Annotated in this window: 27 protein-coding genes and 1 pseudogene; 6 read left to right on the top strand and 22 right to left on the bottom strand. The window is 43.9% G+C overall.

What is annotated here, in order from left to right; translation table 11 throughout:
* Positions 1-77 precede the first annotated feature (77 nt).
* The gene (locus FS608_RS13910; protein ID WP_144551738.1) at positions 78-2,144 is read left to right on the top strand and encodes a transglycosylase domain-containing protein; all 2,067 of its coding nucleotides are present in this window, start codon (positions 78-80) and stop codon (positions 2,142-2,144) included.
* A gap of 124 nt (positions 2,145-2,268) precedes the next feature.
* Here FS608_RS13910 and FS608_RS13915 read toward each other — a convergent pair whose 3' ends face one another.
* Positions 2,269-2,778 carry a YwhD family protein gene (locus FS608_RS13915; RefSeq protein WP_144551740.1) on the bottom strand — a complete coding sequence of 170 codons (510 nt, stop codon included), beginning with the start codon at positions 2,776-2,778 and terminating at the stop codon, positions 2,269-2,271.
* A gap of 16 nt (positions 2,779-2,794) precedes the next feature.
* Entirely contained in the window at positions 2,795-3,457 is a 663-nt protein-coding gene (locus FS608_RS13920; protein ID WP_144552153.1) for a site-2 protease family protein, read from the bottom strand.
* A 233-nt stretch (positions 3,458-3,690) separates the two neighbouring features.
* Between FS608_RS13920 and FS608_RS13925 the strand changes: the two genes are divergently transcribed.
* Entirely contained in the window at positions 3,691-3,876 is a 186-nt protein-coding gene (locus FS608_RS13925; RefSeq protein WP_144551743.1) for a 2-hydroxymuconate tautomerase, read from the top strand.
* A 184-nt stretch (positions 3,877-4,060) separates the two neighbouring features.
* On the opposite strand, the gene FS608_RS13930 is transcribed toward FS608_RS13925, so the two are convergent.
* The 4 genes from FS608_RS13930 to FS608_RS13945 form a co-directional block, all read right to left on the bottom strand.
* Positions 4,061-4,285 carry a hypothetical protein gene (locus FS608_RS13930; protein ID WP_026568171.1) on the bottom strand — a complete coding sequence of 75 codons (225 nt, stop codon included), beginning with the start codon at positions 4,283-4,285 and terminating at the stop codon, positions 4,061-4,063.
* 396 nt (positions 4,286-4,681) lie between these two features.
* Complete coding sequence (locus FS608_RS13935; protein ID WP_144551746.1) at positions 4,682-5,185, bottom strand: YwgA family protein; 504 nt, start codon at positions 5,183-5,185, stop codon at positions 4,682-4,684.
* Positions 5,186-5,244: 59 nt separating this feature from the next.
* Positions 5,245-6,543, bottom strand: coding sequence for an HD domain-containing protein (locus FS608_RS13940; protein ID WP_144551750.1), 1,299 nt, complete (start codon positions 6,541-6,543; stop codon positions 5,245-5,247).
* A 170-nt stretch (positions 6,544-6,713) separates the two neighbouring features.
* Positions 6,714-6,935, bottom strand: a complete 222-nt coding sequence (locus tag FS608_RS13945; protein ID WP_144551753.1) for a YuzB family protein — start codon at positions 6,933-6,935, stop codon at positions 6,714-6,716.
* A 279-nt stretch (positions 6,936-7,214) separates the two neighbouring features.
* On the opposite strand from FS608_RS13945, the gene FS608_RS13950 reads away from it, so the two are divergent.
* The gene (locus FS608_RS13950; RefSeq protein WP_144551756.1) at positions 7,215-8,006 is read left to right on the top strand and encodes an RsfA family transcriptional regulator; all 792 of its coding nucleotides are present in this window, start codon (positions 7,215-7,217) and stop codon (positions 8,004-8,006) included.
* Between the two features lie 242 nt (positions 8,007-8,248).
* Here FS608_RS13950 and lipL read toward each other — a convergent pair whose 3' ends face one another.
* Both lipL and pta read right to left on the bottom strand, forming a co-directional pair.
* Positions 8,249-9,079, bottom strand: a complete 831-nt coding sequence (gene lipL / locus FS608_RS13955) for an octanoyl-[GcvH]:protein N-octanoyltransferase (protein ID WP_144551762.1) — start codon at positions 9,077-9,079, stop codon at positions 8,249-8,251.
* A 194-nt stretch (positions 9,080-9,273) separates the two neighbouring features.
* Positions 9,274-10,245, bottom strand: coding sequence for a phosphate acetyltransferase (pta, locus tag FS608_RS13960; RefSeq protein WP_144551765.1), 972 nt, complete (start codon positions 10,243-10,245; stop codon positions 9,274-9,276).
* Between the two features lie 259 nt (positions 10,246-10,504).
* Here pta and hemQ point away from each other — a divergent pair, with 259 nt between their 5' ends.
* Together hemQ and gerQ are read left to right on the top strand one after the other, a co-directional pair.
* Entirely contained in the window at positions 10,505-11,248 is a 744-nt protein-coding gene (hemQ, locus tag FS608_RS13965; RefSeq protein WP_144551768.1) for a hydrogen peroxide-dependent heme synthase, read from the top strand.
* A 228-nt stretch (positions 11,249-11,476) separates the two neighbouring features.
* A complete protein-coding gene (gerQ, locus tag FS608_RS13970) occupies positions 11,477-11,971 on the top strand; it encodes a spore coat protein GerQ (protein ID WP_144551771.1) in 495 nt (164 codons plus the stop codon).
* Positions 11,972-12,069: 98 nt separating this feature from the next.
* Here gerQ and FS608_RS13975 read toward each other — a convergent pair whose 3' ends face one another.
* The 14 genes and pseudogenes from FS608_RS13975 to fdhD form a co-directional block, all read right to left on the bottom strand.
* Positions 12,070-12,444: a DUF423 domain-containing protein gene (locus tag FS608_RS13975; RefSeq protein ID WP_144551774.1), complete on the bottom strand. Its 375-nt coding sequence runs from the start codon at positions 12,442-12,444 to the stop codon at positions 12,070-12,072.
* A 148-nt stretch (positions 12,445-12,592) separates the two neighbouring features.
* Positions 12,593-12,913 carry a YwdI family protein gene (locus tag FS608_RS13980; protein ID WP_144551777.1) on the bottom strand — a complete coding sequence of 107 codons (321 nt, stop codon included), beginning with the start codon at positions 12,911-12,913 and terminating at the stop codon, positions 12,593-12,595.
* Positions 12,914-13,085: 172 nt separating this feature from the next.
* Positions 13,086-14,105, bottom strand: coding sequence for a thiazole biosynthesis adenylyltransferase ThiF (locus FS608_RS13985; protein WP_144551780.1), 1,020 nt, complete (start codon positions 14,103-14,105; stop codon positions 13,086-13,088).
* 5 nt (positions 14,106-14,110) lie between these two features.
* Positions 14,111-14,347 (bottom strand): molybdopterin converting factor subunit 1, encoded by a 237-nt coding sequence (gene moaD, locus FS608_RS13990; RefSeq protein ID WP_144551783.1) that lies wholly within the window; start codon positions 14,345-14,347, stop codon positions 14,111-14,113.
* Positions 14,340-14,804 carry a molybdenum cofactor biosynthesis protein MoaE gene (locus FS608_RS13995; RefSeq protein ID WP_144552156.1) on the bottom strand — a complete coding sequence of 155 codons (465 nt, stop codon included), beginning with the start codon at positions 14,802-14,804 and terminating at the stop codon, positions 14,340-14,342. Before FS608_RS13995 ends, moaD begins: the two co-directional genes overlap by 8 nt.
* 5 nt (positions 14,805-14,809) lie before the next feature.
* On the bottom strand, positions 14,810-16,741 hold the full coding sequence (locus tag FS608_RS14000) for a molybdopterin biosynthesis protein (protein WP_144551786.1): 1,932 nt from the start codon (positions 16,739-16,741) through the stop codon (positions 14,810-14,812).
* A gap of 13 nt (positions 16,742-16,754) precedes the next feature.
* Positions 16,755-17,987, bottom strand: a complete 1,233-nt coding sequence (locus tag FS608_RS14005; protein WP_144551789.1) for a molybdopterin molybdotransferase MoeA — start codon at positions 17,985-17,987, stop codon at positions 16,755-16,757.
* 17 nt (positions 17,988-18,004) lie between these two features.
* Positions 18,005-18,601 carry a molybdenum cofactor guanylyltransferase gene (mobA, locus tag FS608_RS14010; protein WP_144551792.1) on the bottom strand — a complete coding sequence of 199 codons (597 nt, stop codon included), beginning with the start codon at positions 18,599-18,601 and terminating at the stop codon, positions 18,005-18,007.
* Positions 18,602-18,616: 15 nt separating this feature from the next.
* A complete protein-coding gene (locus FS608_RS14015) occupies positions 18,617-19,426 on the bottom strand; it encodes a formate dehydrogenase accessory protein FdhE (protein WP_144551795.1) in 810 nt (269 codons plus the stop codon).
* A gap of 120 nt (positions 19,427-19,546) precedes the next feature.
* Positions 19,547-20,260 carry a formate dehydrogenase subunit gamma gene (locus FS608_RS14020; protein WP_144552159.1) on the bottom strand — a complete coding sequence of 238 codons (714 nt, stop codon included), beginning with the start codon at positions 20,258-20,260 and terminating at the stop codon, positions 19,547-19,549.
* Positions 20,253-21,077 (bottom strand): 4Fe-4S dicluster domain-containing protein, encoded by an 825-nt coding sequence (locus tag FS608_RS14025; RefSeq protein ID WP_144551798.1) that lies wholly within the window; start codon positions 21,075-21,077, stop codon positions 20,253-20,255. Before FS608_RS14025 ends, FS608_RS14020 begins: the two co-directional genes overlap by 8 nt.
* A pseudogene (gene fdnG, locus FS608_RS14030) lies at positions 21,077-23,479 on the bottom strand (formate dehydrogenase-N subunit alpha); the annotation flags it as partial. The pseudogene fdnG and the gene FS608_RS14025, both read right to left, overlap by 1 nt.
* Before the next feature lie 12 nt (positions 23,480-23,491).
* Positions 23,492-24,064 (bottom strand): twin-arginine translocation signal domain-containing protein, encoded by a 573-nt coding sequence (locus tag FS608_RS31905; protein ID WP_483861889.1) that lies wholly within the window; start codon positions 24,062-24,064, stop codon positions 23,492-23,494.
* A 65-nt stretch (positions 24,065-24,129) separates the two neighbouring features.
* A complete protein-coding gene (gene fdhD, locus FS608_RS14035; protein ID WP_144551801.1) occupies positions 24,130-24,906 on the bottom strand; it encodes a formate dehydrogenase accessory sulfurtransferase FdhD in 777 nt (258 codons plus the stop codon).
* Between the two features lie 262 nt (positions 24,907-25,168).
* Here fdhD and pdxK point away from each other — a divergent pair, with 262 nt between their 5' ends.
* The gene (gene pdxK, locus FS608_RS14040) at positions 25,169-26,014 is read left to right on the top strand and encodes a pyridoxine/pyridoxal/pyridoxamine kinase (RefSeq protein ID WP_144551804.1); all 846 of its coding nucleotides are present in this window, start codon (positions 25,169-25,171) and stop codon (positions 26,012-26,014) included.
* Positions 26,015-26,084 lie beyond the last annotated feature (70 nt).

Here is a 26,084-nt window from a genome sequence, read left to right on the forward strand (position 1 = left end):
ACCAATAAATGTTTAAAAAAACTCTATTTTTTCAATACTATTACTATCTATTTTTTTAAAAAGGGGTGGTGAACATCGTGGAAATCATGACTGATCAAGGGTTTCGGAAGACAATTAAATATTTACGGGCAGTTATAATCATCAGTTTGATAGGTATGGTTTGTATGCTTATACTCTTCCTCGGGGTTCTTGCCTATGCAAAAATTTTAGGGCCGCCACCGCTCGCCGTTCCGCAATCAACGCTATTCTTCGCTGACGACGGAAAGCTGATTGGCGAGAGTAATAGCGGACAAAAACGGTATTGGACCAATTTAAAGGATGTTTCACCGGATCTGGTTCATGCGACCATCTCCATTGAAGATAAAAATTTTTACGAGCACCATGGCTTTGACTTCAAACGGATTGCTGGTGCGGTGTTAGCCGATGTTCAAGCTTTCTCAAAGGTACAGGGCGCAAGCACGATCACCCAGCAGTACGCGCGAAATCTATTTCTTGAACACGACAAAACCTGGACGCGGAAGCTGCACGAGGCTTTTTATACCATCCGCATCGAGATGAATTATTCCAAAAAAGAAATTCTTGAAGGCTATTTAAATACGATTTATTATGGCAACGGTGCCTATGGGGTAGAGGCAGCCAGCCAATATTATTTTGGAAAAAAAGCAAACGACCTAACACTTGCCGAAGCAAGTATGCTGGCGGGAATTCCAAAGGGCCCGGGTATCTACTCTCCGCTGGCCTCGATGGAACATGCGAAAAGCCGCCAAGCGATTATTTTGAAAAGCATGGTGACCAATCATTACATCAGTAAAAAGGTCGCCACCGATGCGGCTATGCAGCCTGTGACGATCGTGGGCACGCACAATACGCAAAAAGTGAAGATCGCCCCTTATTTTCAGGATGCCGTCAAAAATGCCTTGAAAAATCAATTGCATTTAGATGACCGCACGATTGCCCTCGGCGGTTTAAAAGTCTACACCACGCTTAACCGCAAGCAGCAGGAAGCAGCAGAAAGCCAAATTCATAAATATGTAGCGAATCTATCAGAAATTCAAGTCGGTCTTGTTGCGATGGACCCGAAAAACGGCTATGTCAAAGCGATGGTCGGCGGCCGGGACTATGAAAAAAGTTCCTTTAACCGTGCCGTTCAGGCCATCAGGCAGCCTGGTTCAACGATTAAACCGCTTCTATACTACGCAGCCCTTGAACAAGGCTTTACGCCATCTTCAACGATGCGCAGTGAGTTTACGACTTTCCATTTTGATGATGGCCAGCCTGACTATACACCGCATAACTTTAACAATAAGTATGCCAATGGGGAAATCACCCTCGCCCAGGCGCTTGCTGTCTCCGATAATATTTTTGCTGTCAAAACGCATTTATTTTTAGGAGAAGAGACCTTAATCGAAACGGCGAAGAAATTCGGCCTTTCTTCAAAAATGGCTCACGTTCCGTCCCTGGCATTGGGGACTTCTGGTGTCCGCGTTATCGAAATGGCGAATGCCTATAGTTTATTTGCTAATGGTGGAAAAAAGGTTAGTCCAACCTTGATTACGAGAGTGGAAGACTACAACGGCAACGTGATTTATGAAAAAGAAGAGGAAACAGAAAGGGTATTAGACCCAGCTAAAGCGTATGTGATGACGCAAATGTTGACAGGGATTTTCGATTCAAAGCTTAATGGATATGCGAAGGTCACAGGCAGCACAGTCATCAACGATATTACCCGGCCTTATGCAGGGAAATCAGGCTCAACTGAAACCGACAGCTGGATGATTGGCTACTCTCCACAGCTTGTGACGGCCGTCTGGGCTGGCTATGACATGGGAAAACCAATCGAATTGGTTGCTGAAAAGACGTATGCGAAAAATATTTGGGCCAATTTTATGGAAGAAGCCCTAAAAGGCAAGCCCGTCAAGGCATTTAAGGCGCCGAAGGAAGGTGTCACAGGGGTATATGTCAACCCGGAGAATGGCAAATTGGCAACCAAGGACTGTCCGGTGCGCCGCTTTACCTATTTCGTCAGCGGCACCGAACCAACGGAATATTGCACCGAACATCTAGACAATCATGAGGCCTTACCAGAGAAACATAAGAGCACAAAGAAAGTTCCTTGGTACAAGAAAATCATGCCTTGGACTTAGCCGAATACTTTATTGAAATAGAAAAGCTCCGGAAAATTCCGGAGCTTTTCTTGTCCTAGTATTACATTGTTTTTACACTCAATATGATACTATAATTTTCAAAAAAATTACAAGCATTAATTTCCTACTTTTCCAATAATCCTTGCTTGAGTTCATCTGTTGAGTTGTTCCACAAAACTTCATTATGATTACGTAAGAACTCCGCTAATACCTTTTTCGAATTCACATCCATATCATCGACAATGATATGGCGCTTCAGCGACTTATCCATGCGGTTGACGTGTTCAGGCAAGGATTTGTAGCCGCGCCGGATTTCGCGGTCAACGGTCATGAAGCAGGCCGTCACACCCGCATAGTATGGGCCTTCTTCGTTGCGGTCAATCGTTACCCAGACAAGCCAATACGGTTTTCCGTTCGGAACCTCATCTTGATTTTTCAAAAATTTAATACCCTTTTCCACGACACTGCGGGCATGCATGGCGCCAACATCGATCTCCGCTTCGCCAGCGTCGACATCAATAATGACAGGTGACACATTATCAAGACTCAAAGCGCCTTTTCCATAGCCTTTATGGCCATCGGTCGGATCACTCTTGATAATATTAAATCCAAGTTTCTTTTTATTTTCTTCCATGAAAACTCAAAACCTCCTAAAAAAACAACATTCTGAAGAATTGACTTAACCCATCCAAAACCCACGGAAGGACAACCGCGAAAATGGGTTCGATCGTAAAGCGATCAAGCGGGGTAAACACTAAAATTAGAAAAATCAATCCGCCGTACTGTTCATATTGCGTCATTTTTGCCCGTATATGATTGGGGGCTAAGTCCTCAATAATCCGGTATCCATCGAGCGGCGGGAATGGCAGCAGATTAAAGATAAACAGAACAATATTAAGCCGGATAAAGATTTCCAGAAAATCATAAAAACTTTCAGGCGGGGCTGCACCAAAACGGTTTAACCCAAACGCGATAACAAAGCCGAGTGAAGCTAAAACCAGATTGCTGAGCGGCCCGGCAACCGAAACGAGAATTCCAGCTAGACGGGGCTTTTTAAAGAAAAAGCGATTAACTGGTACAGGACGAGCCCAGCCGAAGCCGGCAATAAATATTAAGATCGTGCCGATCGGATCAAGGTGTTTGAGCGGATTTAACGTCAACCGGCCTTGTTTTTGTGCGGTCATGTCACCAAATTTATAGGCAACGAACGCATGGGCAAATTCATGAAACGTAAAGGCAATCATTAGGGTAATCGCCAAATAGGGAATCATGCTTAACGGATAGGCAAGAAAATTAAAATTTTCCAACACCATATCTCCTTCCATCTCAAACGGATGTCACACTTAGAACAAGCTCCGTGCGCAAACTCCGTTTTCTATCTATCTATATTCCTTTTAGTATACATGAAACCGTTTAAAAAAAGAAAATCAAAAGTGTCATCGATTATTGCACTTTTCGTCAAATTATGGAACACTAACATAGAAAAGCCTAGCAATCGTTAGCGGCTTATTGACTGACCATACATATAACAGAGGAGGAAAAAAACATGCCATATGTGACAGTAAAAATGCTTGAAGGACGTACCGACGAGCAAAAGCGTGACCTAGTTACAAAAGTAACCGATGCAGTCAGCGAAACAACAGGCGCACCAAAAGAAGCCATCCACGTAATGATCGAAGAAATGAGCAAAAGCAACCTAGGAATCGCCGGCGTACGAAAAAGCGACCAGTAAATAGAAAAACGGAAGCGCCTTGCACAGGGGCGACAGGCATAAGACGAGCCAGCGTGAAGGTTGCTCTTTAACCTTCATGACGGATTGGCTGTAGACCTGCGGGCCCCTAGGCGCTGTAGCTAGTCAGATTGGGTGTCAGGCACCATGTGAAAATTTCACATGGTATCTGACACCTTTTTAGTTCCTACAAAAACTTAATCTCGTCTTTTGGGCTTCCAATCTTTAGTTTCTCAAGTTCAAGTTTCATTTTTTCGGTTTCGGCTAAGTAATTTATGTGTTTGAGTTTTTCGAGCTCGAGTTCATCCTTCAGCATACCTGCCTTGATTTTTGACTGTTTCTGAAAATGGGTAGTTATAATGGCCGTAATCGGAATGCCAAATACCATAATGACTGCTATCGTTCCTGTCATAGCGGGCGCCTCCCTTAAATGTTATGATTTTTACCTTATTATCCAAATCATAACAAATCCGCTTTCAAAAGAGTATTAATTTATCAGATTATCTGGATACAACAGGGCTTACCATGAAAAGGACAACGGTTCACATGGAACTAGGTAAAATACCTTTCGAACAGGTGCCGATGGACAAAATCACACATGGCATCGGTGAAAATGTCCTTCGAAACTTATCCGATGGACAAAATCACTCAGAACAACAGAAAAAATGTCCTTCGGTTCTCCTCCGATGGACAAAAACCCTCATAACAACAGAAAAAATGTTCTTCGGAAAAAGCTCCTTAAAAGAACAAAAAAACACCACCTGAACCTTCACGCACGCAGCTAGTCCAAGCAGTGTTTCCCCCTACATTATTGAGTTTTCGCCTTTAACGATTCGATATATTGGTAGGCCTCATCGATTTCCGCCTCTGTATAGCGCTGGCTTGCCTTTAACGTAAACACCTTATCCGTCACTTCTTCTTTTGAAAGATTATCAAAATATAAAACCGTTGAAACCAATTCCAAGAATCTAGCATTCTGCTCATTCATATCAACGAGGCAATCCTGCAAAAACGGCATGTCCACTTCATTTAAACTTAAAAACTCTTTCCCCGGCTCCGTCAATGTATAGCGATATTGAAAATAGCCGCCCTTTTTCTCCTTCACCTCATTGAGAAAGCCCATATTGCAAAGCTCCTCCACCCGTAACGTCAACTCCTCTGAGTAGGGGCCATAAAAATGAAACTGGAACCGCTCTTGAAAGGGAAATGCCACCTTTTTCGCAATATATATCATCTTTTGCAGCTTCTTACGGCCGATAATCTCACCGGAAACCATAACCGCCTGCATCAGTTTCGCATGATCATTTAACAACGTTCGTCATCTCCTACTCCATTTGGGTGTCAGGCACCAATCACCAATCACTAATCGTTCTATAACTCTAAAAGGGCGCGGATTTGCTTTTTGACATTCTTTTTAGTGGAATCGTCAAGAATAAAATCAGCCGGGTAATAGAGCTTATGGTCGGTCCTTCTTTTCCCTGAAATTGCATCAACAATCTCCGATTCGCGTGAAAGTTCCTTCAATTCCCCATTATGCATCAACAAATGAATCGGGAGCCGCTCCTCCTCCTCACCGGGACGATAGAAATCATACGGCAAATCTGATGAGGAATCGACCACCAAGTAATACTCAGGGTCCAATCCTGCCTTTTTGAATAATGAACCTAATTCAGCGAGCTTTTTGTATTCTTTCGCTGGGTCAAATTCAGCAAACTTAAAGAGATTGCGATTGACAAACCGACGGCAGAGGTCGCTTAACACAGGGTCAGACTCTTCCTGCCAAATTTGAAAATAGTATAAAATCACTGATTCATCTAATTTTAGATAGTCTTCTAAAGTTACTTTTTCATTGAAAATCGACGTAAAATGGATGGGGTCGTATTTAAAAGTATAGTTTTCTTCAAACAATTGCTTGGCGCGGTGGAGAATTTTTGTCAATATAACCTCTGCACTGCGTGATACCGGGTGAAAATAGACCTGCCAATACATCTGGTAACGGCTCATAATATAATCTTCGACTGCATGCATGCCGCTCTTTTTAATGACCACCTGGTCTTCGCGCGGCCGCATTACCCTCAAAATACGTTCCATATCAAATTGACCATAGCTGACGCCGGTAAAGTAGGCATCCCGCTGTAAATAATCCATCCGGTCGGCATCAATTTGACTCGAAATCATGCTGACTACTAGTTTTTTCTCCGATGTTTTCGCGATCACTTCGGCAACTTTTTTAGGGAAATCTGGACCAACACGCAACAGCACGTTATTGACTTCGGTATTTCCTAAAATAATTTGCCGGGTAAACTCCTCATGGTCAAAATCGAACACTTTTTCAAATGAATGGGAGAACGGACCATGGCCAAGGTCGTGAAGCAACGCTGCACATAGGGTCAACAGGCGATCGTCATCATTCCACTCTGGTCTGCCCGCAAACACATCGTCAATGATGCGGCGGACAATTTCATAGACACCTAGAGAGTGGTTGAAGCGGCTGTGCTCAGCGCCATGAAAGGTTAAAAACGTCGTTCCGAGCTGCTTGATGCGCCGCAAACGTTGAAATTCTTTCGTACCGATTAAATCCCAGATGGCCAGGTCACGTACATGGACGTAGCGATGGACGGGGTCTTTAAAGACTTTTTCTTCACTAAGTTTTTCCGCCGAATAGGCCATAGACTTCCCTCTCCCTCGTAAACTTGCTCCTGGCGTTTAAGGGCATCTTGCCCTTTTCTTTGTTATTTTCTATTATATCCCAAAAACCACCCTGTTTTCAGCAAAATTCTACACGATTTTTCGACATGGATGGGGGAAAAAAATCACCTAAGTTTATACGACTGAGGTGATCATTTTATCTTTTTATTTACTTTCTCCATTAATTCCTCTTCCGTTAATGCGGCAACGGGGCGGTTATTGACGAAGGCGAAGGTTTTTTTTCGGCCAGGCCCGCAATAGGATTGGCAGCCGATTTTGACTTCAGCCTCCGGATCCAGTTCTTTTAACCGAGGGATTAATGTCTTTAAATTCACGGCCTGACAATCGTCGCATACGCGAAATTCATTGGACATGTAAGACAACCCTTTCTTTGGTCACAATCTAATCTATATCTATAGTTTATCCAGCTTGGATAGCTTAAAACAACCGATTAACTCCTCTGGTATTTTACATTTTCTTGTATTCGAATGCAAGTTGCAATCTTTACTAAACTCGTTAAAAAAATCTACTATCCTTGCAACCATTTTGGTATAAAGGTTCAAAAACTTGTCCATCCTAAGACTAGAACTTTTAAAAACTCGTCAAGAAGCTCGGGCGGGTTCATCCAAAAACTATAAAAGGGAGTTGAACATATGAAAGTTCGTCAAGACGCATGGACAGATGAGAATGATTTGCTTTTAGCCGAAACTGTCCTTAGACATGTAAGAGAAGGAAGTACACAGCTAAACGCTTTTGAAGAGGTAGGCGATAAACTGAATCGTACGTCTGCTGCGTGTGGATTCAGATGGAATGCCGTCGTTCGCCACCGCTACGAAAAAGCACTGCAATTAGCGAAAAAGCAACGAAAACAAAGACAAAGAGTGTTAGGAAAAGATCAAGGCGGCAAGAAAAAGCTGTTATATAGCCCTCCGCTCACTGGAGCACCAGAGTTTGATGCAATCCCAGCTCAAGTTGACATGCCGCTGGAAACTAGCTTTGACATGCCAGATATGACGGCAGAGATGGCAGAGGAAACTTATGTAACCCCTGCTGCTTCAACACCATCACAAGCGCCAGTTTATGCCCAAGCACAGGTTCAAACACCTGTTCAAACCTATCGTCAGGCAAATAACACAGGGCTTTCGCTTGATTCCGTTATTACTTACTTGCAAAACTTTCATCATTCCAATCTGCAAAATGAAGCATTAAAAAGTGAGAATGAAAGATTAAAAAGAGAGTTGGCCGAAGTAAGACGCCTAAATGAAGAAATGGCTGCTAAAATCGAGGGTCTTGAGCAGAATACAGAAACGATTCAAGAAGATTACGAGACCTTAATGAAGATCATGAACCGTGCCCGCAAGCTTGTGCTATTTGAAGAAGAAGAAAGACCAGCTACGAAATTTAAAATGGACCGAAACGGAAATTTAGAAAAGGTCGCTGAATAAATAAAAGCGGAAGAGCCCGTTTAGCGGCGTATGGACTGGAGCACTCCAACTGAGATAAAGGAAACACGGAGAGCGTAGCGCATTCGTGCTTGACTTATCGTAGGGCGGAGGGCGAAGTACACTAGCCGTTGGGCTCTGTAGCTAGATAGAAAACACCGTTAATAGAATTGGGGAGAAGAGCAATAGCGCAACATCTCTTTGAAAAAAAGCCGTAAATCCGCTCAAGTCGGATTTACGGCTTTTTACATGGCATTGATTTTTTCATTTCGGTCAATGACCCGTTGATAATAACCTGGAAATAATCCCAGTTCATACTCGTTTAATGGACCCGCATATAATAGCCCGCTATGATCCTTTAACTGGTTTAATAGACGGAGCATCACGTCGGCGATGGTAAGATCGGTTCCGAGCAACTCTGCAAGCGAGGCCATGACTTCTGGGACAATTTCTGGATATGCAAATTTCGTTTCTGCATCCTGTTTTGCTAGTTTATAAAATTCCCTGACCAATTCGGCCCGCTTCGCACCACTGCCATTCACACAGAGATAAATCTGGACTGCAACCCCTTTTTTAAGACGGCGCTGCGAAATGCCAGCAAACTTTTTCCCTGCAATGCTCAGATCGTAACTTCCCGGGCAATAAGAACCGACAATTTCCCGAGCCTCAATCTGATGCGGGAAATCGGCAAACATGTTTTGAATCAGCTGCCACATTGCATCATAGCCACGGTTAATATCAATCCCTTTTTCCGCTTCAGGAAAAATTAAAGAGATATTAAGGACGCCTTCATCGAGGACAACTGCGAGGCCGCCGGAGTTTCTGACAATCGCTTGATAGCCTTGCTCCTGTAAAAACTGAATACCTTCTTGTAAAAATGGCAATTTAGTATCCTGAATGCCTAAAACGATAGTATTGTGGTGGACCCATGTCCTAGCTGTGGCCGGTGCCTGCCCCGATCCGACAGAGGCACACAGGGTGTCATCGGTTCCAAATGACTGCAATGCTTGAAAATGAATGCCCGCCGCTGATTGATCGATAATTCGCCATTGCGGCTGGTGCAGTAATCCTTCCATTTCGGTGGCTCCTTGAGTTGAATTAATAGTTTTTTTACAAAGTTCAGTAGTTTTTATACAAAGTATTATACTTTATTTACGAAAAACAAGATAATTTTACAAAACCCCAGAACATTTATACAAAGTTTAGGAATTTAACCCAAAAAGGCCAATCCACCATAACCATGGACCAGCCCCTTTTGAAAAACAAACTCTTATAACCCTTGTGCTGCCGTAATTAACGCCAGCTTATAGACATCTTCTTCATTACATCCGCGTGATAAATCGTTTACCGGCGCGTTTAAGCCCTGTAAGATCGGTCCAACTGCTTCAAAGCCGCCTAAGCGCTGCGCAATTTTGTAGCCGATGTTTCCTGCTTCAAGACTAGGGAAGATAAATACATTCGCATCCCCTTGGAGTGGAGAATCTGGTGCCTTGCTTTTTGCCACAGATGGGACAAAAGCTGCATCAAACTGGAATTCTCCGTCTAAAACAAGCGATGGGTCACGACGCTTCGCTTCTGCAACTGCCGCAGCCACTCGCTCGGTTTCAGGAGATTTCGCTGAACCCTTTGTGGAAAAGCTGAGCATCGCAATGCGCGGTTCCATATCAAACATGTGAGCCGTCTTCGCACTTTCAATCGCAATTTCTGCTAAATCATTGCTATCTGGGGCGATATTAATCGCACAATCGGCGAACACATACTTTTCATCCTCACGAACCATGATAAATACGCCGGACGTTTTCTTGACGCCTTCTTTTGTCTTAATGATCTGTAATGCCGGGCGCACTGTATCTGCCGTGGAGTGGGCCGCACCGCTGACAAGACCGTGTGCTTTATTTAAATAAACAAGCATAGTGCCAAAGTAGTTTTCATCAAGTAAAATTTTGCGTGCATCTTCTTCAGTTGCTTTTCCTTTGCGGCGGTCAACAAAGGCTGAAACAAGCTCGTCCATGCCCGCATAGCTTGCTGGGTCATAAATCTCTGCCTCATCTAAAGAAACACCAAGCTCTGCTGCTTTCGCCTGTACTTTCTCGATATTGCCAATTAAAATCGGTGTAAGTAGTTTTTCCTCCGCTAAACGGCTTGCCGCACGGACAATCCGCTCATCTAATCCTTCTGGAAAAACAATTTTCAACTCACGACCAGAAATTTTTTGCTTTAATCCTTCAAATAAATCACTCACTACTAAATCCTCCCTTAATCAACCTACATAAATTAGCATACTTTACCTTTTTTAAATTTCAATGATAAGACTCACTGATAACGTTTTCATACAAAAAATTTATGTTTTCAAAAAATTACGCGCTAGTTTTTATGATTTACTTTTTCCAGGGAAAATATCCATTGATTTGCTTTGATAGGTTTATTCGCGCGCCACTGGGCCAAACTATGTTATAGTATAGGTTGTAAATAAGAAGAATGATTATTTAGGAGTGATTATAATGAGTGAAGCAGCAGTAACGCTTGATGGCTGGTATTGCCTCCATGATTTCCGGACCGTTGATTGGACTACTTGGAAAATGCTCCCTAGTGATGAACGCCAAGCCGCCATCCACGAGTTTTTAAGTCTAGTTGAGAAGTGGAATACCACACAGGAAAGTAAAGAAGGCAGTCATGCTTTATATACAATTGTTGGTCAAAAAGCAGATTTCATGATGATGATTCTTCGTCCAACGATGGAAGAACTGAACCAAATTGAAACCGAATTCAATAAAACAAGACTAGCTGAATTCACCGTGCCTGCCCATTCCTATGTGTCTGTTGTTGAGCTTAGCAACTATTTACCAGCAGGTGAGGATCCATACCAAAATCCACAAATTTTAGCGAGGCTTTATCCAACGCTTCCTAAAACAAATCATGTCTGCTTCTATCCAATGGACAAGCGCCGCCAGGGTAACGATAACTGGTACATGCTTCCGATGGAAGAACGTAAAGCTTTAATGCGCAGCCACGGAATGATTGGTCGTACATACGCTGGAAAAGTTAAGCAAATCATCACCGGTTCCGTGGGTTTTGACGATTATGAGTGGGGCGTAACCTTGTTTGCGGATGATGTCCTTCAGTTTAAAAAGCTTGTCTACGAAATGCGTTTTGATGAAGTAAGTGCTAAATATGGAGAGTTTGGCTCATTCTTTGTAGGTAACATCTTAGAAGAAGAACGGGTAGCTAGTTTCCTACATGTTTAAATTTTTTTAAAGTTCTCAGCTGCAGCTGGGGACTTTTTTTGCTGTTCCTCCCCTGTTAGCTAGTCATATTTCGCCCCTTGTGCTCATACTATTTAAACAGCGAGTCTTAGAAAGAACTCCATTAATCCCAGGGCTATTATTTTTCCTATTTGTAACCAATTTGGGATAAAAGGAGTATTAATAGGATGTTGTGCCACTCGTTTTATTCACTTATTAGGAGGGAAAAGGATGAATCAATTCTACAATCCACAGGGCTTTCAGCCTTATACTGGAGCGGCAGATCAACAACAGAGAGCTCAAGGGATGCCGGGGGGCGGGCAAAGCTTTTATCCCGCACCAGGTGCACAAGGATTCCCGCAATTTCCACCAGCAGGTGCCGGGGGCGGAGGCGTGACTGGCGCTCCGGCTGGCGCACCATCAGGGCAAGTACCAGGCATGCTGCCAATGGAACAGTCATACATCGAAAATATTTTACGCTTAAATAAAGGCAAATTGGTCAGTGTTTTTGCTACTTTCGAAGGCAATAATCAATGGAATGCGAAGGAATTTAAAGGGATCATTGAAGCGGCAGGAAGAGACCATGTCATCCTGAGTGACCCACAAGTCGGGACTCGTTACCTGATTCCAATGGTCGCCGTTGATTATATTCAGTTTTCTGAAGAAATTGAGTATGAATATCCATATGGCAGTGCGCCGCCTATGGCTACTTTCCCGCCAAGATAAATCCTATGAAGCCAACACCAATTGACCGTCAATTGGTGTTATTTTTTTGAAGGACAAAAAAGGCATCGGGTGTTTCTCCCCCGATGCCTAACTTTCATTTATAGATGTTTCACTGCTCCGCCAATCATTAAGATCCAGGCGGCTAAGAAGCATACTCCGCCAATTGGTGTGATTGCTCCTAGGATGCCTATCTTTGTTAAGCTCAGTACATACAAACTTCCGCTGAAGAAAAAAATTCCCGCCAGCATTAACCATCCCGACCAAGTGAATTGTGGGCTGGCAGCAGCTATTTTACCAATTAACAGACCAACAATTAAAATCCCAATTGCGTGGAACATTTGGTAAGTAACTCCTGTTTTCCAAATTTCCAAATAGTGTGCATCTAGTTTATCCTTTAATCCATGGGCCCCAAAGGCACCAAGTGCGACTGCGATAAAGGCATTGATGGCACCTACTATGATAAAAGCTTTCATATTACATTTTCCCCCTAATGTTATAGTCTAGCTGCAGCGCCAAGCCCATCGAGGTCACAAGCCAATCACTTCAGAAGGCAAAAAGCCCCTTCCAAAGTGCTTGTCTTATGCTTTGTCGGGGCTGAGACTGGCGCTTTCGCTTTGTTTATTAAAAATCAAACAATGAATCCCCGTTTGCTTCGTCTTCCATATCAAGTTTTTTTGGCTGCTGTATTGTTGGTGCTTGTTGAATGATGGGTTGATTCATCACAGGCTGTTGATAGGCCTGGAACGAGATAGCTGGCTGAACCGCTTGCACCGGAGCGGCCGGAGCCTCACTTTTTCGTGCTGGCGTTTCATCTAGCAATAACTCACATAATGTTTTAATAGAGTAGACTTTTTCTCGCATGCTTTCTTCCTTTGTACTGCTTTTCGCTAGTTTCAATTCCTCTTCTATTTTCGCTAATAGTTTTTGGACAGATATATTCACTTGTCTGGCACCTCTAATTTCAGTCTCGTTTCTATTCTACATGAGTATCGCCTTTTTTTCGAAAAATTAGCCCGCAAGATGAGTTCACACTTCGACATGATCTTCAATGTTTCACGTGAAACAAGTCGAATGCTGAAAAAATAACCCGCACCAATGACAGTACGGGTTAAAATTATCCTAAAATCCGCTGGTAAACTGATTTGGCATGGGTCAAATCCTTGGTGCCGTGAATAAGGGCGCGGCCGTCTTGAAAAATTACCATCCGCTCTTCGCCCATTTCAACTGATACCAAATAAGGGTTGCCCTTTACCGCATACCCAAGTGAACTAAGCTGCCCGGCGAGGCGTTCTAACGAGATCTCCCCTGCCGTCGACGGGCGGATTTGCACGGTATCACGACCGCACAGTACCGTCGTCTTCGTCATATTTTCCTGATCGAGATAGGGATAGGTCCGCTCCTCACCGCATGATAAGCACCCGGTAAACTTTGCTTTCGACATCTTCAAGCTCGTGTACTGATTTCTCCATAAATCAAAACTGACAAAGGAAGTCCTGACCGCATCCCAATCCTCCACCAACATCTTCAGCGCTTCCGCGGTCTGATGAGCGATGACCATTTGGACAGCTGGAGAAATTATTCCTCCTGTATCACAGGTCATCCCCTGGAGCGGAATAGAGCGTAACAAACAATTCAAACACGGGGTTTTCCCAGGAATCATTGAAAACGTCATCCCAAAGCTGCCGACACAGGCCCCGTAAATCCACGGAATCTTGTATTTTTGCGAGACATCATTCATGGCCATCCGCGTTTCGAAGTTATCAGTCGCATCCATCATCACATCAACGTCCACAACAAGCTCTTCCAACAACTCAGGGGTAGCATCACCAATAATCGAGACTACTTCCACATCTGAGTTAATCGCACGCAGGCGTTTTTCCGCCGCGGCAGCCTTGGGAAGCTTCTCAGCGACATCTTCTTCCGTATAAAGCTGCTGGCGCTGCAGGTTGCTAGCTTCCACATAATCACGGTCAATAATCGTAATCTTGCCGACACCGGCACGAGTCAGCACCTCGGCACTCCCTGACCCTAAGGCCCCTGCCCCGATAATCAGCACATGCTTGCTGCGGATCTTTGCCTGTCCTTCTTTGCCGATCCCCGAAAAGAGGACCTGCCGTGAATATCGTTCATCCATGACAATCAGCCCCCGCTTACTGGCGGAATAAAGGCGATTTCATCCCCATCTTGGATCACTTCATCGTTCGAGGCAAACTCTTCATTGACGGCCGTCATCACTGTGTCCATCTTTGGCAAATCATACTTTGCCGCTAACTCTGCCTTTAATTCAGCCACCGTTTTTCCGCCGGCATCGACAGTAAGAAACTCTGCACCGCCAACTGCGTCACGTAAATGAGCAAAAAACAATACCCTATTCATTTAAGTCACTCTCCTCCGGCTTACCGCTTGGATAGGCAACCGTTTCGAGTTGATTTCCCATCCACGCTTCGCCTTCCTCCCAGTGTTCTTTCTTCCAGATTGGGACGATTTCTTTAATCCGTTCAATCGCATAGCGGTTGGCATCATAGGCGTCGGCACGGTGCGGCGTCGAGACGGCAATGACCACGGCCACATCGGTAATGTCTAAACGGCCGACGCGGTGAGTAATGGCCACGCAAGCACCCTCCCAGCGCTTTTCAATTTCTTCGCCGATTTGCGCCAACTTCTTAACCGCCATCGCTTCGTACGCTTCATAAATTAAAAATAATGTTTTTTTACCTTTGGTTAATTCCCGAACTGTGCCGATAAATGTGGTAATCGCACCGGCATTGCGCTGGACAACCTTATCTATGACAGCTTGAATATCGATTGGTTCTTTTGAGATTTCATACATCATCCTGATTACACCTCTAACCCTAAGCACTTTGGCTCTGCATTTTCGACCACTTGGTACCCGCCAATTTTTTCAACCTGCTCCTTAAAGTTGGCCGATTGAATCATCCCAATTAGCAGCTGGCCGCTCTCACTTTCATAAAAGCTTCTTGTCATAAGTAAATCATATTCCTCATCCGCAACAGGCAAAAAGTCAAGGTCCATCGCCTTCGCGGCTGGATAAATACCAAGACCAGCCCCATGAGCATCCCCGTTTACTTCCGCTGCTACTGCTAAATGCGAAAACATTTCCCGGTCATACCCGTTAATATCGTCTGGTGCCAGGCACCCTTCTTCTAGTAAAAGATCAAATAGGATCCGCGTTCCCGCTCCTTTTTGGCGGTTGACGAAGTTCGCCTTCGTACGTGCTAGATCTGCGGCAGATTCAATTCCAAGCGGGTTGCCTTTTGGCAGAATCCAGCCTTGTTTTCTTTTCAAAAATGGATAAAGAATCACATCTTGATTGGCTAATAGTTTGCTTACATAGGAGATATTGTATTCCTTTGTACTAGGGTCAAGTAAATGAATCCCCGCTACATGGGCTTCTCCTTTTCGAATCGCCATAATGCCGGCCATACTGCCGACATGGGAGGAGACAATTTTCATGTCTGTCCGCGCCCGTTTTAACTGTGACGATAACAAATCAATCGTCAAATCATGGCTGCCGCTGAACACGATGGCATGTTTAATTTCCTCAGGCGGCCGCATTAATTCAACTTCAGCAAGATCGCCTTGTTCATAACCAATGATGTTAGGCGGGACGATTAACAAGCCATCTGCTCTGACATAAGACATCGTAACGCCAGCCGCACGGGTGAGCGGATTGGCCACGAATTGTCCATTCACATAGCCGATATTCATGCGCACGAAATCTTCCGCACCCATGGAAGAAACAATCCGGCGTCCTAACTTAACGGTCACGATCTGCCTTTTAGGCTCAGGAATTTGCAGGTATTGACAGATAAGCGGTCTGACAAACCACTCCAGCGCTAAATAGGCAGAGACCGGATAGCCCGGAACTCCAACGACAATCTTGCCATTTATTTTACCTAAAATCACAGGTTTTCCTGGCCGTGCGGCGACCCCATGGGTAAAGACTTCGCCGATTTCATCAATAATGTGAACCGTGTAGTCCTTGGAACCCGCAGATGAGCCCGCATTAATAACAATGATATCAGACGCTTCAGCTGCATCTAAAAGAACGGCTTTAATGTTTTCCGGTTCATCCTTCACAATTGGATGAAGGTTCGGTTCTCCGCCCCATTCCTTAATGAAGCCCGCAAACACGGTGCCATTGAATTCAATAATTTTTCCAGGGGCTAACTCTGAATTGGCTTCCACAAGTTCATTCCCTGTTGGAATAATTGTCACGACTGGTTTTTTGGTGACTGGGATGACCGATTGCTGTCCAGCTAATAGCACACCTAAATCCGCTGGCCGCAGGATATGACCTTGTGGAAAAAGCATTTCTTCTTGAACCACATCTTCACCAATTGGACGAATATGCTGCCAAGGGGTAGCAGGTTCAATGATTTCAATCGTTTCCTCATCAATGACATCGACATGTTCAATCATAATAACCGCGTTAAACGGTGCGGGAATGGCATTCCCTGTATCAACATAACAAAATTGCCCGCCTAACGTGAGACGGAGAGGATTTTGCTCATGGGCTTGATAGGTGCTTTCTGCGACGACGGCAATTCCATCCATGGCACTGGCATGGTAATGGGGCATCGAAACTCGTGCAAAAATGGGTTCAGCTGTCACACGCCCTAATGCATCCATTGTTAAGATTTCTTCCTTTTCAGGGGTTACGCTTTGAGCCGCAAGAATTTCTTCTCTAGCTTGTGCTCGGGGTTTATCTTCTAAATATATTTTTCTCTTAAAGTGTGTATAATCCATTCCTAGGCCCCCCTTATCGTGATGCAATCACAGGTACAGAATCCCCCTGTGAAATTCCTTCCTTTTCTGAACTAATCTCAACAATTCCATCACTTTTTACTAGAGTTGTGATTAAGCCGGATTTACCAATAATCGGCTCAGCCCACCATTCTCCCTCTTTTTCAAACAAGCGGACACGAATATAATCAGACCGTCCCATTGAGGAAGGGATATTTTTGGTGATCTTTGCAAAAATACGTTCTGGTTTCCGTTCAATCTCCTCGCCCTTTAGCTTACGTAAAATCCGTTCACCAAACAGCTTGAAGATAATCATCGCAGAGGCGGGATGACCTGGCAGTCCAATGACAGGCTTCCCATCTGCCATTGCTAGAATCGTAGGTTTCCCAGGCTTAATCGAGATCCCATGAACAAAAACGCCAGGGTCTCCTAATGATTGGATGACTTCCGTTGTATAATCCTTTGCGCCGACCGAGCTTCCGCCGGAAAGGATTAAACAGTCCACTTGTTCATACAGTTCGCGTGCCTTTTGTTGAAATTCCTGATAATCATCACGGACAATTCCGCCGTAGATGACGTCGACATTCCATTCACTGGCTAAACCGGCAATCGTCAAGAAGTTGATATCGCGAATTTGCCCCTCAACCAGGGTTTCCGTTTGATACGGGACAATTTCATCGCCCGATGAAAGATAACCGACCTTCAATTTTCGATAAACGGTTACTGCAGCAACACCTAGAGAAGCGAGTGCTCCTAACTCCTGCGGACGAAGTTTCGTTCCCGCTGTTAAAAGTGTTTCACCCTCTTTAATGTCTTCACCTGCACGAATCACATTTTCTCCAGGAGCAACCTGCTTGTACGTATTTAAAAGCTGGTCGACATCCTCACAATGCTCAATCATGATAACGCTGTCACTACCAACCGGAAGCATCCCGCCCGTTGGCACATAAACCGCGTTACCTGGGCCAGCTTTTGCAGTAGGAACCTCACCCATTTCCACTTCCCCTGTTACTGTCAGGAAACCTGGCATGGATTCAGAGGAACCATACGTATCCTTCGCACGAACGGCATATCCATCCACAGTTGAACGATCAAAGCTTGGCACATTTTCCTTTGCGATCACTGGCTCCGCAAGGATATAGTGGAGGGCCTCTTCCAGCCCCAGCACCTCCGTTTGTCGGATCGCTGGAATCTTCTCCTCAATTAAGGCAAATGTCTCTTCAACTGTTTTCACTTTGAAAAATTGCATGGTCCCCTTTTTCCCCCTTATCTATCTTTCGCCCACTTTTTAGCGTCTTCATACTCATTTAGGTGATTCATATTAAAAAAGACTCGCTCTAAATCGATGCTGCTGTATGCCTGAAGGTCCTTTTCTGATACATACAGAACATTTAAGCGATCTAGCAGATGTTTCATCCGAAGTTGTCCCGCTTCAATACTTTGTGCTGCCACGTCCGCCACCCTCTTTTGAAAGACGGCAAACAATGGGTGCTGAACTCCATTAATGACAGGGATGACGGCATCATATCCACCACTTTTTTTGACAAGCAGTTCGGCAAGTTCAGCGGAAACAAATGGCATATCACAAGCTGCGATAAAATTCGTCTCATAAGGTGAAGACAGCAAGCCTGCATGTACTCCTGCTAGAGGTCCCTGACCAGGATACTGATCCGAGACCATCTTTACCCCTAAAAATTGATATTCTTCAGGATGATTGGTTACAAGAATTATATCATTAAACGACAGGCTAAGCGCATCTGCAATTCTCTCAATATTGGTTTTCTTGTTTATTTTTAGAAGGGCTTTATTGGTGCCCATCCTGCTTGATTTTCCACCAGATAAAATAATAGCGGCAGCCTTCATTAACCCTTCACCCTCTTAATTTATATCTCTTTCCCCGCCCACAGCTTGATAGCCATTGTCCTGTGCCACATAATCCAAATGGATCGAGTTTAAATCCAGTAAGGCAGCTGATGGCTTTTCAATATATTGGCGTGTATCAATAATTTTAATATAGCCCTTACAACCTTCGCAAACTTGAATTTGTGATACAGCATCGCCTTCAATGGTGAGGAACTTCATTCTTTTATGGTCTTCATTACCGCAATGTGCGCATTCGAGTCGTTTGGCATGCCAGTGCGCGAAGCAGCGCGGGCATTGGATCATCTTTTTACCATCTTCTTCAATTACAGCTAAACGAACAGGTTCACCACATGCAGGGCAGCCGGCACCTGGGATGGCCCTGTCAATTTCAGGTTGGATGTGTTCTGCTGCCATTTGTAAATAAGGGCGGAGCGCCGTTTCTGCCAGGAAGTGTGGAATCCAGTCATCCACTTCGTTCTCGCGGGCAAATTCAATAAAATATAGATGGTGGAATGCAAAAGCCTCTTCCATCCAACGGATGGCTGTTTTTTCAGTTAACAGACCGGTAATCCCTTCGAGCTGCGTCTCGAGTTCAGGATCATGGTTAATTAAAATGTCATTTATTTCCTCTATACACTGTAGGAATAGGGAAATTTCAAAATTAAGAGACGCATTTGCGACCAAAGGCATTCCTGCTTTCATGCCGTCTTTTTCAAAGCTAAGGTGAATTGATTCCGAATCAAGTTGCTGCTTCCATTTATCTTGAAGTAAAACTATTTCGGTTTGAAGATCCTGATATTCTTTTGAAACGACGGACTTCATCATCTGATGCTACACCTCTTTCATTTAGTAAAGAAATGGCTGTCTTCGGTGCGACAGCCACTCCTTCTTTTATCAACGTTCTGTTAGATGAGCTTTTACACAACTTATATTATATTAAGACGTTTAAGCGCCTTTATTTTTCTTATGCTTTGGATCGTCTAGGTTAGGGAAGTTGCCTTTTTTGACTTCTTCGTCGTACCAGTCTGGATAGTGCTCTTTTGCCCACCAAGCTGGAACTTCACCAGAGACGACACCGGTATAGCCAGGACGTGAATTTTTGTGAACAACACTTAGGTACACGTGTCCGACAATAACCGCAATCGCTAAGCCAAAGCCGATATTATGCAGGAAGTATCCCCATTGGACGACAGCTCGCGGAAAGAACTGCGGGAACCACATGAGAAAACCAGAACCGATAATCAAAATCGCTGTGAAGATTAGAATAAGCGAGTTAATTTTTTCACCGGCATTAAAGAATGATTGTCTAATATGTTTAAAATTAAAGCCGAATAGCTCTTTCACAAATTCAGTAAAGAATTGCCAGTCGCGTTTTTTCCACGTCACGAGCTCTTTTGTCCAAAGTTTAAAGCCTTTGAAGTCAAAGATAACCCAAATAAAAGTTGGAGTCATGAATGTTACCGCAAAGATGCGGTGTAGCAAACGGGCATTGGCCGGACCACCAAGAATTGGGTAGAGCCAGTCAAAGAACTCCGTGTACATCGGCAGTGCAGTAATGTATAGAGCAAAGAAGGAAATAGCGTTAACACCATGCGCCCAAACAAATGCTTTTGAAAAACGCCGTACTTTTACATTAGCCTTCGGATGCTTTTTACTCATGGCTGCCACCTCCATCTTCGTCATGATTACTTCTTTTACTAAGAATGCTGTTGGTGATAAAAGCCCCAACAACCGCCATCGTTGTCGCCCCAATCATTGCTTTTCCGATTGGCTGTGCATAATCTTTCCAAAGGACAGCTGAAGTTGGTACCTTAGGTGATTCTGGAAGTCCATAGACGCTTGGTTTTTCAGCCAGCACATAAATCGTGTGCGTACCGCCCACACCTTGTGGATTATAAATATTCGCATTAGGGAATCGGTCTTTAATTTGAGCTAACCGCTTTTGTGCCTTTGCCAGCATTTCGTCTTTTTTACCAAACTGCATTGCATCTGTGTGACAGGTTGTTACACAAGCAGGCTGTAAGCCTTCTTCCAGACGATCCGTACACATCGTGCATTTTTGTGATTTTCTGTACTCTTTTCCATTTTTGTCCTTGTACGTCTTTAGAGAAATAACTTCAAACGGGCAGTTTTCGACGCAATAGCCACAGCCTACGCACTTATCCTGATCAATGACAACAGAGCCAAATTTAGAATAACTAATGGCATTTTCCGGACAAACCTTTTCACATGCAGCTTCCTTACAATGCATACATGAGGAATGGCGGAACAGGTATTCTAAATCACCTTTGCCATTTTCATGTTCAATATACTGCAGCACATTCCATGTATCGGCACTTGTTTTAGGATGGGACTGTACACTTCCTTGGAAATCCGTTACTTCGGCAGGAAGGTCGTTCCAGTTTTTACAAGCTACCATACATGCCTTACAGCCATCACATTTGGTTACGTCAACATATTTTACAAATTCAGCCATTAGTCAGCCCTCCTTATATCACAAAGGAATGCTTTATATTCTGGAATCATTGTGTTGGCATCTCCAATATGTGGAGTCAGGCGGTTTGCAATATCTCCTTTGGCATATCCTTTAAATCCAAAATTCCAAGGCATCCCTAATTGATGCACTTTTTTGCCTCTAACGGTAAATGGTTTATAGCGTTTTGTCACCATGGCATAGGCTGTGATTTCACCGCGTGCGGAAGTAACGATCACTTTGTCTTTATTTTTTATGCCTTTTTCCTTGGCCAGCTCTTCACTTATTTCAACAAACATATAGCGGGCAATTTCGGAAAGCCACTCTTGGTTACGAGTCATCGAACCTGACTGCCAGTGTGCTTCGACACGGTACGTCGTCGCAACAATCGGGAAGTCAGCTTTAAAGCCTTTTTTATTAAAGTCGCCATCATTAATGACCACAGCTGGGTTCAATTCCACCGATGAGAACGCATTTGGTACAGGGCTTTCAAATGGCTCATAGTGTTCAGGGAATGGACCATCATTCATCGTTGGGGCAAATAATAACCCGACGCCATCCTTATTCATCATGAAGGCGCCCTTACCGCCTGGTTCGCTTGGGGAAAGAATCGCTTTAAAGTCAGGAACATCGTTACCAACCCAAGACTTCGCAGTTTCATCCCACCAAATAACAGCTTTTTTCTTGCTCCATGGCTTACCGCTTGGATCGGCAGAGGCACGGTTGTAAAGAATTCGGCGGTTCATCGGCCAAGCAAATGACCAGTTTAGGAAGTTGGCATTGCCTGTATCTTTATTATCACGGCGCTTGGATAAATTTTTCCCCTCTTCCGGATAAAAGCCGGAATAAATCCAGTTTCCGCTTGAAGTGGATCCGTCTTCTAATAAGGCACCAAAACCAGGAAGCAGTTTACCCGTTTTTAGGTCATAGCCGTTAATTTCTTTTGCGATTAAATCAAGATCTGGTGCCTCTTCTTTTCCACAGTTCCATGTAAGTGCTAAGAATGGTTGATCCTCAGGTTTTGGACTATTTGCATATAGCTTTTTCAGTTTTAGCGCCAGTTCATGGATAATATCAAGGTCAGGTCGTGCTTCGCCTCTTGAATCAATAGCTTTCCAACGATATTGCATCCAGCGGGAGCTGTTAGAAATACTTCCTTCTTTTTCAAAAGAAGCAGATGCCGGAAGCAGGAATACCTCTGTGTTAATCTTCGACGGTTCACTGCCCGCTTCTTCTTTCCAGAAGGCGGCTGTTTCAGTTTCCCAAAGGTCAACCGCGACGAGCCATTTCAAGTTGCCAAGCGCCTCTTTTTCCCTCCCTGCATTTGGTCCCCCGACCACAGGGTTTGTTCCCCAAAGGAAGGCACCCTCTAGTTCATTGTTGTACATCGCTTTGAATAAGTTAATGTGAGAGTAGTTTTTGTTGCCCTTTGGTAAGAAGTGATAACCGAACTCGTTATTCTTTGTTGCGCTGTCGCCGTACCAAGCTTTCAATAAGCTAACAAGGAATTTTGGTTTGTTGCTCCAGAAACCAGTTGGAGGTGTTTCTTTTGCCAAATAGCCTGCAAGGTCAATATGCTCTGGTACGGTTGCTTTTGGAACGCCAAGATATCCTGTGAGGTTATCCCATAATAAACCAAAGTCCGTCGAGCCTTGTACATTGGATTCCCCACGCATCGCATTGATTCCGCCGCCTGGTAAGCCAATGTTACCTAGAAGCATCTGAATGATTGCGAAAGAACGAACGTTCTGGGAACCTACTGTGTGCTGAGTTGTACCCATGGCGTAAAGTATTGTTCCTGATTTGCCCACCTTACCTGTTTCACAGAAAGCCTTATACACATTTACTAAATCTTTTTTAGGTGTACCCGTCACTCCAGATACGGTTTCCACATCATAACGTGAATAATGATTCTTCATTAACTGGAAGACAGTGCGTGGATTTTGTAAGGTTGGATCCTTTTTCGGCGTTCCATCTTCATTTGTTGCAATGGTCCATTTTGTTTTATCATACGTACGTTTGGCTTCGTCATATCCTGAGAAAAGACCCTCATTGAAATCAAAGCCTTCTGCCACAATAAAGGAAGCATTTGTATAGTTAATAACATAATCTTTATGGAAAAGATTGTTATCGATTGCATATTTAATCATACCGCCCATGAAGGCAATATCTGTCCCGGAACGCAGCGGAGCATAAATATCGGATACCGCAGAGGTACGAGTATAGCGCGGGTCGACGCTAATAATTTTTCCGCCGTTTTCTTTCGCTTTTGTCAGCCATCTAAAGCTGATTGGATGATTTTCGGCAGGATTTGCGCCCATGATAAGTGCACAATCCGTATGCTGTAAGTCGTTCCAATGATTTGTCATTGCGCCACGACCAAATGATGGTGCCAGACCGGCAACCGTAGAACTATGTCATATTCGTGCCTGGTGCTCTAAGTAGGTGACACCAAGCCCTCTCATTAATTTGGATACTAAATAGGTTTCTTCATTATCAAGTGCCGCACCGCCAAGGCTGGCAATTTTTTCGGTTTTATTTACGATCCATCCATCTTCTTTTACCACGAATGAACGGTCACGGGTATCTTTTGCACGCTTAGCAATGGTGTCAAGCATCCATTCCCAATCTTTTTCTTCCCACTTATTGCTGCCAGGGGCACGATAAAGTGGTTTGGTCATCCGTTTTTCAGAGGTGTAAAGCTGTCTTAAAGTGGTTCCTTTGCTACAAAGTTTTCCTTCGTTAATCGGGTTATCCGGATCCCCCTCCGTATAAACCACGGTATTATTTTTGGTGTGAACAAGGATCCCGCATCCTACACCGCAAAAGCAGCAAATGGTTGGTGTTACAGTAGCTTTGGCAATTTTAAAGTCCTTTGACTTCGCATAGACTTTGTTCTCGTTAAAGCCTAATTCAACAACCGCTAATGTGGCAGCAGTGGCGCCTGACAGCTTTAAAAATTGCCGTCTATTTAGGTTCAATTCAACCATCATCATTCTCCTTCCCCAAATTGTTTAGAATATCCCTATTTCTTCTTGTGATCATTGACTGGTTGTTAATTCCCCCCTTCAATGCTTCTCATATCATCTAACTCGCTTGTGATATCGTTAATGACTCTGCCTGCTGTGGTATAAATCGTCGCCATCTTTCCTCGTAAATAGCCAACCACCTCAAGATTTAAGTATTTAGCCAGCTGTACGGCCTGCTTTGTGGCCGCCGTGCGCGAACCAACTACAGGAAAGCCAAACTTTGCAGCTTTGGAGAGCATTTCATAGGAAACCCTGCCGGTTGTTAATAACATTAACCGCTCGGGCTGCAAGTGATTTTTGATAGCGTAACCAATTATTTTATCGACAGCATTGTGTCTGCCTATATCCTCACGAATGGTGATACTACCGTCTTCATCCACAATACAAGCACCATGCATGCCGCCGGTTTCAAGATATAACTCTGATCTTTGAGCGAATTCACTTCGCTTTTTTAACAGATAGCTTAATTGATAGCTACCTTTTGAGGTTACTTTCGTAAAATTCTTCACATCTGTCATCGAAAAAAACGTGACCCCACGGCCGCAGCCCGCTGTATAATGTTTCTTTTTTGAAAAGAACTGCTCCTCGTCAAAATTTGTAAGGAGCTTCACATTAATCGTGCTTAGTTCCTCATTGATTACAATTGAATCAATTTCATTTGCATCCTGAATGAATCCTTCAGAAAACAAATATCCATATATCCAATCGTCTAGGTTGTATTTGGTTAGTTGAAAAACAGCGATTTCGTAACCGTTAATCAGCAAGGAGATAGGATATTCATCAGGGCAACCTTTACGGTTCATTGCTTTCCCTCCTCATCAGGAATACTTCATTTCTTCATGTTTTCTTACATTTTTACTATTATCGTACTTCCGCTACCGTTAATCGAAAGTAACAATTGTCACTAGAAATGAGTGCAAATAGGACTATGGACGTATTTGTCATTGGATTGTCAACTATTGACTCAAACTGACCCTACTCTTTAATTAAATTGTGACTCCTGTTAAATTTTTAAAAATGTCCTATAATAACTAAGAGTAGAAATTAAAGGAGGAGTACGTACATATGACAATCAAGAAAGTAATGACAATCGCTGGTTCTGATACAAGCGGCGGCGCGGGTTTGCAAGCTGACTTAAAGACTTTTCAGGAACTTGGCGTTTATGGAATGACGGCAGTGACTTCGATCGTGACAATGGACCCAAAGAACCATTGGCACCACAGCGTTTTCCCAATTGCTGTTGATACGCTTGAGACTCAGCTTGAAACCATTCTTTCTGTTGGGATCGATGCAATGAAAACCGGCATGCTTGGTACAGTAGAAATTATTGAATTAGCGGCTCGGAAAATCGATGAAAACAAACTTGAACGTGTGGTTATTGACCCAGTTATGGTTTGTAAAGGCGAAGATGAGGTCTTAAACCCAGAAACCACTGATGCGATGCGCGAGTTTCTATTACCGCGTGCCCTAGTGGTGACCCCTAATTTATTTGAAGCGGGACAGCTGGCAGGAATGAAGACACCTCGTACCGTGGCGGAAATGAAGGAAGCTGCAGAAGAAATCCACGAACAAGGCGCCAAGTTCGTGTTGATTAAAGGCGGCAGCAAGCTAGAATCGGAAGAAAAAGCTGTTGACCTGCTATATGATGGAAAAGAATTTATGCTTTATGAGTCGGAAAAGTTTGAAACCACCTACACGCACGGGGCGGGCTGCACCTACTCATCAGCGATTACAGCGGAATTAGCAAAAGGAAAATCCGTTTATGATGCTGTCGATGTTGCAAAAGAATTCATCACAGCCGCTATCCAGCAAGGTTTCCGTCTTAATGAATATGTAGGACCAACCTGGCACGGGGCATACCGCAGTGCAGAAAAAGCTGTAACCGAGTATTGCGAGGATTGTGTGGAATAAAGAATAGTGAAGAAGAGTTGATTAATTAATCGACTCTTCTTTTTTGAGGTCATTTTTGGTGTCAGGCACC

The sequence above is a fragment of the Bacillus sp. X1(2014) genome (assembly GCF_007678255.1).

Excerpts from the sequence above, each read along its gene's own strand:
- FS608_RS14015 (WP_144551795.1), bottom strand. The coding sequence starts at position 19,426 with ATGATGAAGTCCGTCGTTTCAAAAGAATATCAGGATCTTCAAACCGAA.
- FS608_RS14000 (WP_144551786.1), bottom strand. The coding sequence starts at position 16,741 with ATGGATTATACACACTTTAAGAGAAAAATATATTTAGAAGATAAACCC.
- FS608_RS13995 (WP_144552156.1), bottom strand. The coding sequence starts at position 14,804 with ATGATGTATGAAATCTCAAAAGAACCAATCGATATTCAAGCTGTCATA.
- FS608_RS13915 (WP_144551740.1), bottom strand. The coding sequence starts at position 2,778 with ATGGAAGAAAATAAAAAGAAACTTGGATTTAATATTATCAAGAGTGAT.
- pdxK (WP_144551804.1), top strand. The coding sequence starts at position 25,169 with ATGACAATCAAGAAAGTAATGACAATCGCTGGTTCTGATACAAGCGGC.
- FS608_RS13925 (WP_144551743.1), top strand. The coding sequence starts at position 3,691 with ATGCCATATGTGACAGTAAAAATGCTTGAAGGACGTACCGACGAGCAA.
- moaD (WP_144551783.1), bottom strand. The coding sequence starts at position 14,347 with ATGAATAGGGTATTGTTTTTTGCTCATTTACGTGACGCAGTTGGCGGT.
- FS608_RS13945 (WP_144551753.1), bottom strand. The coding sequence starts at position 6,935 with ATGTCCAATGAATTTCGCGTATGCGACGATTGTCAGGCCGTGAATTTA.
- FS608_RS13920 (WP_144552153.1), bottom strand. The coding sequence starts at position 3,457 with ATGGTGTTGGAAAATTTTAATTTTCTTGCCTATCCGTTAAGCATGATT.
- FS608_RS13940 (WP_144551750.1), bottom strand. The coding sequence starts at position 6,543 with ATGGCCTATTCGGCGGAAAAACTTAGTGAAGAAAAAGTCTTTAAAGAC.
- FS608_RS31905 (WP_483861889.1), bottom strand. The coding sequence starts at position 24,064 with ATGGTTGAATTGAACCTAAATAGACGGCAATTTTTAAAGCTGTCAGGC.
- gerQ (WP_144551771.1), top strand. The coding sequence starts at position 11,477 with ATGAATCAATTCTACAATCCACAGGGCTTTCAGCCTTATACTGGAGCG.
- fdhD (WP_144551801.1), bottom strand. The coding sequence starts at position 24,906 with ATGAACCGTAAAGGTTGCCCTGATGAATATCCTATCTCCTTGCTGATT.
- lipL (WP_144551762.1), bottom strand. The coding sequence starts at position 9,079 with ATGGAAGGATTACTGCACCAGCCGCAATGGCGAATTATCGATCAATCA.
- FS608_RS14005 (WP_144551789.1), bottom strand. The coding sequence starts at position 17,987 with ATGCAATTTTTCAAAGTGAAAACAGTTGAAGAGACATTTGCCTTAATT.
- FS608_RS13950 (WP_144551756.1), top strand. The coding sequence starts at position 7,215 with ATGAAAGTTCGTCAAGACGCATGGACAGATGAGAATGATTTGCTTTTA.
- FS608_RS14020 (WP_144552159.1), bottom strand. The coding sequence starts at position 20,260 with ATGAGTAAAAAGCATCCGAAGGCTAATGTAAAAGTACGGCGTTTTTCA.
- mobA (WP_144551792.1), bottom strand. The coding sequence starts at position 18,601 with ATGAAGGCTGCCGCTATTATTTTATCTGGTGGAAAATCAAGCAGGATG.
- FS608_RS14025 (WP_144551798.1), bottom strand. The coding sequence starts at position 21,077 with ATGGCTGAATTTGTAAAATATGTTGACGTAACCAAATGTGATGGCTGT.
- FS608_RS13975 (WP_144551774.1), bottom strand. The coding sequence starts at position 12,444 with ATGAAAGCTTTTATCATAGTAGGTGCCATCAATGCCTTTATCGCAGTC.
- FS608_RS13985 (WP_144551780.1), bottom strand. The coding sequence starts at position 14,105 with ATGGATGAACGATATTCACGGCAGGTCCTCTTTTCGGGGATCGGCAAA.
- hemQ (WP_144551768.1), top strand. The coding sequence starts at position 10,505 with ATGAGTGAAGCAGCAGTAACGCTTGATGGCTGGTATTGCCTCCATGAT.
- FS608_RS13930 (WP_026568171.1), bottom strand. The coding sequence starts at position 4,285 with ATGACAGGAACGATAGCAGTCATTATGGTATTTGGCATTCCGATTACG.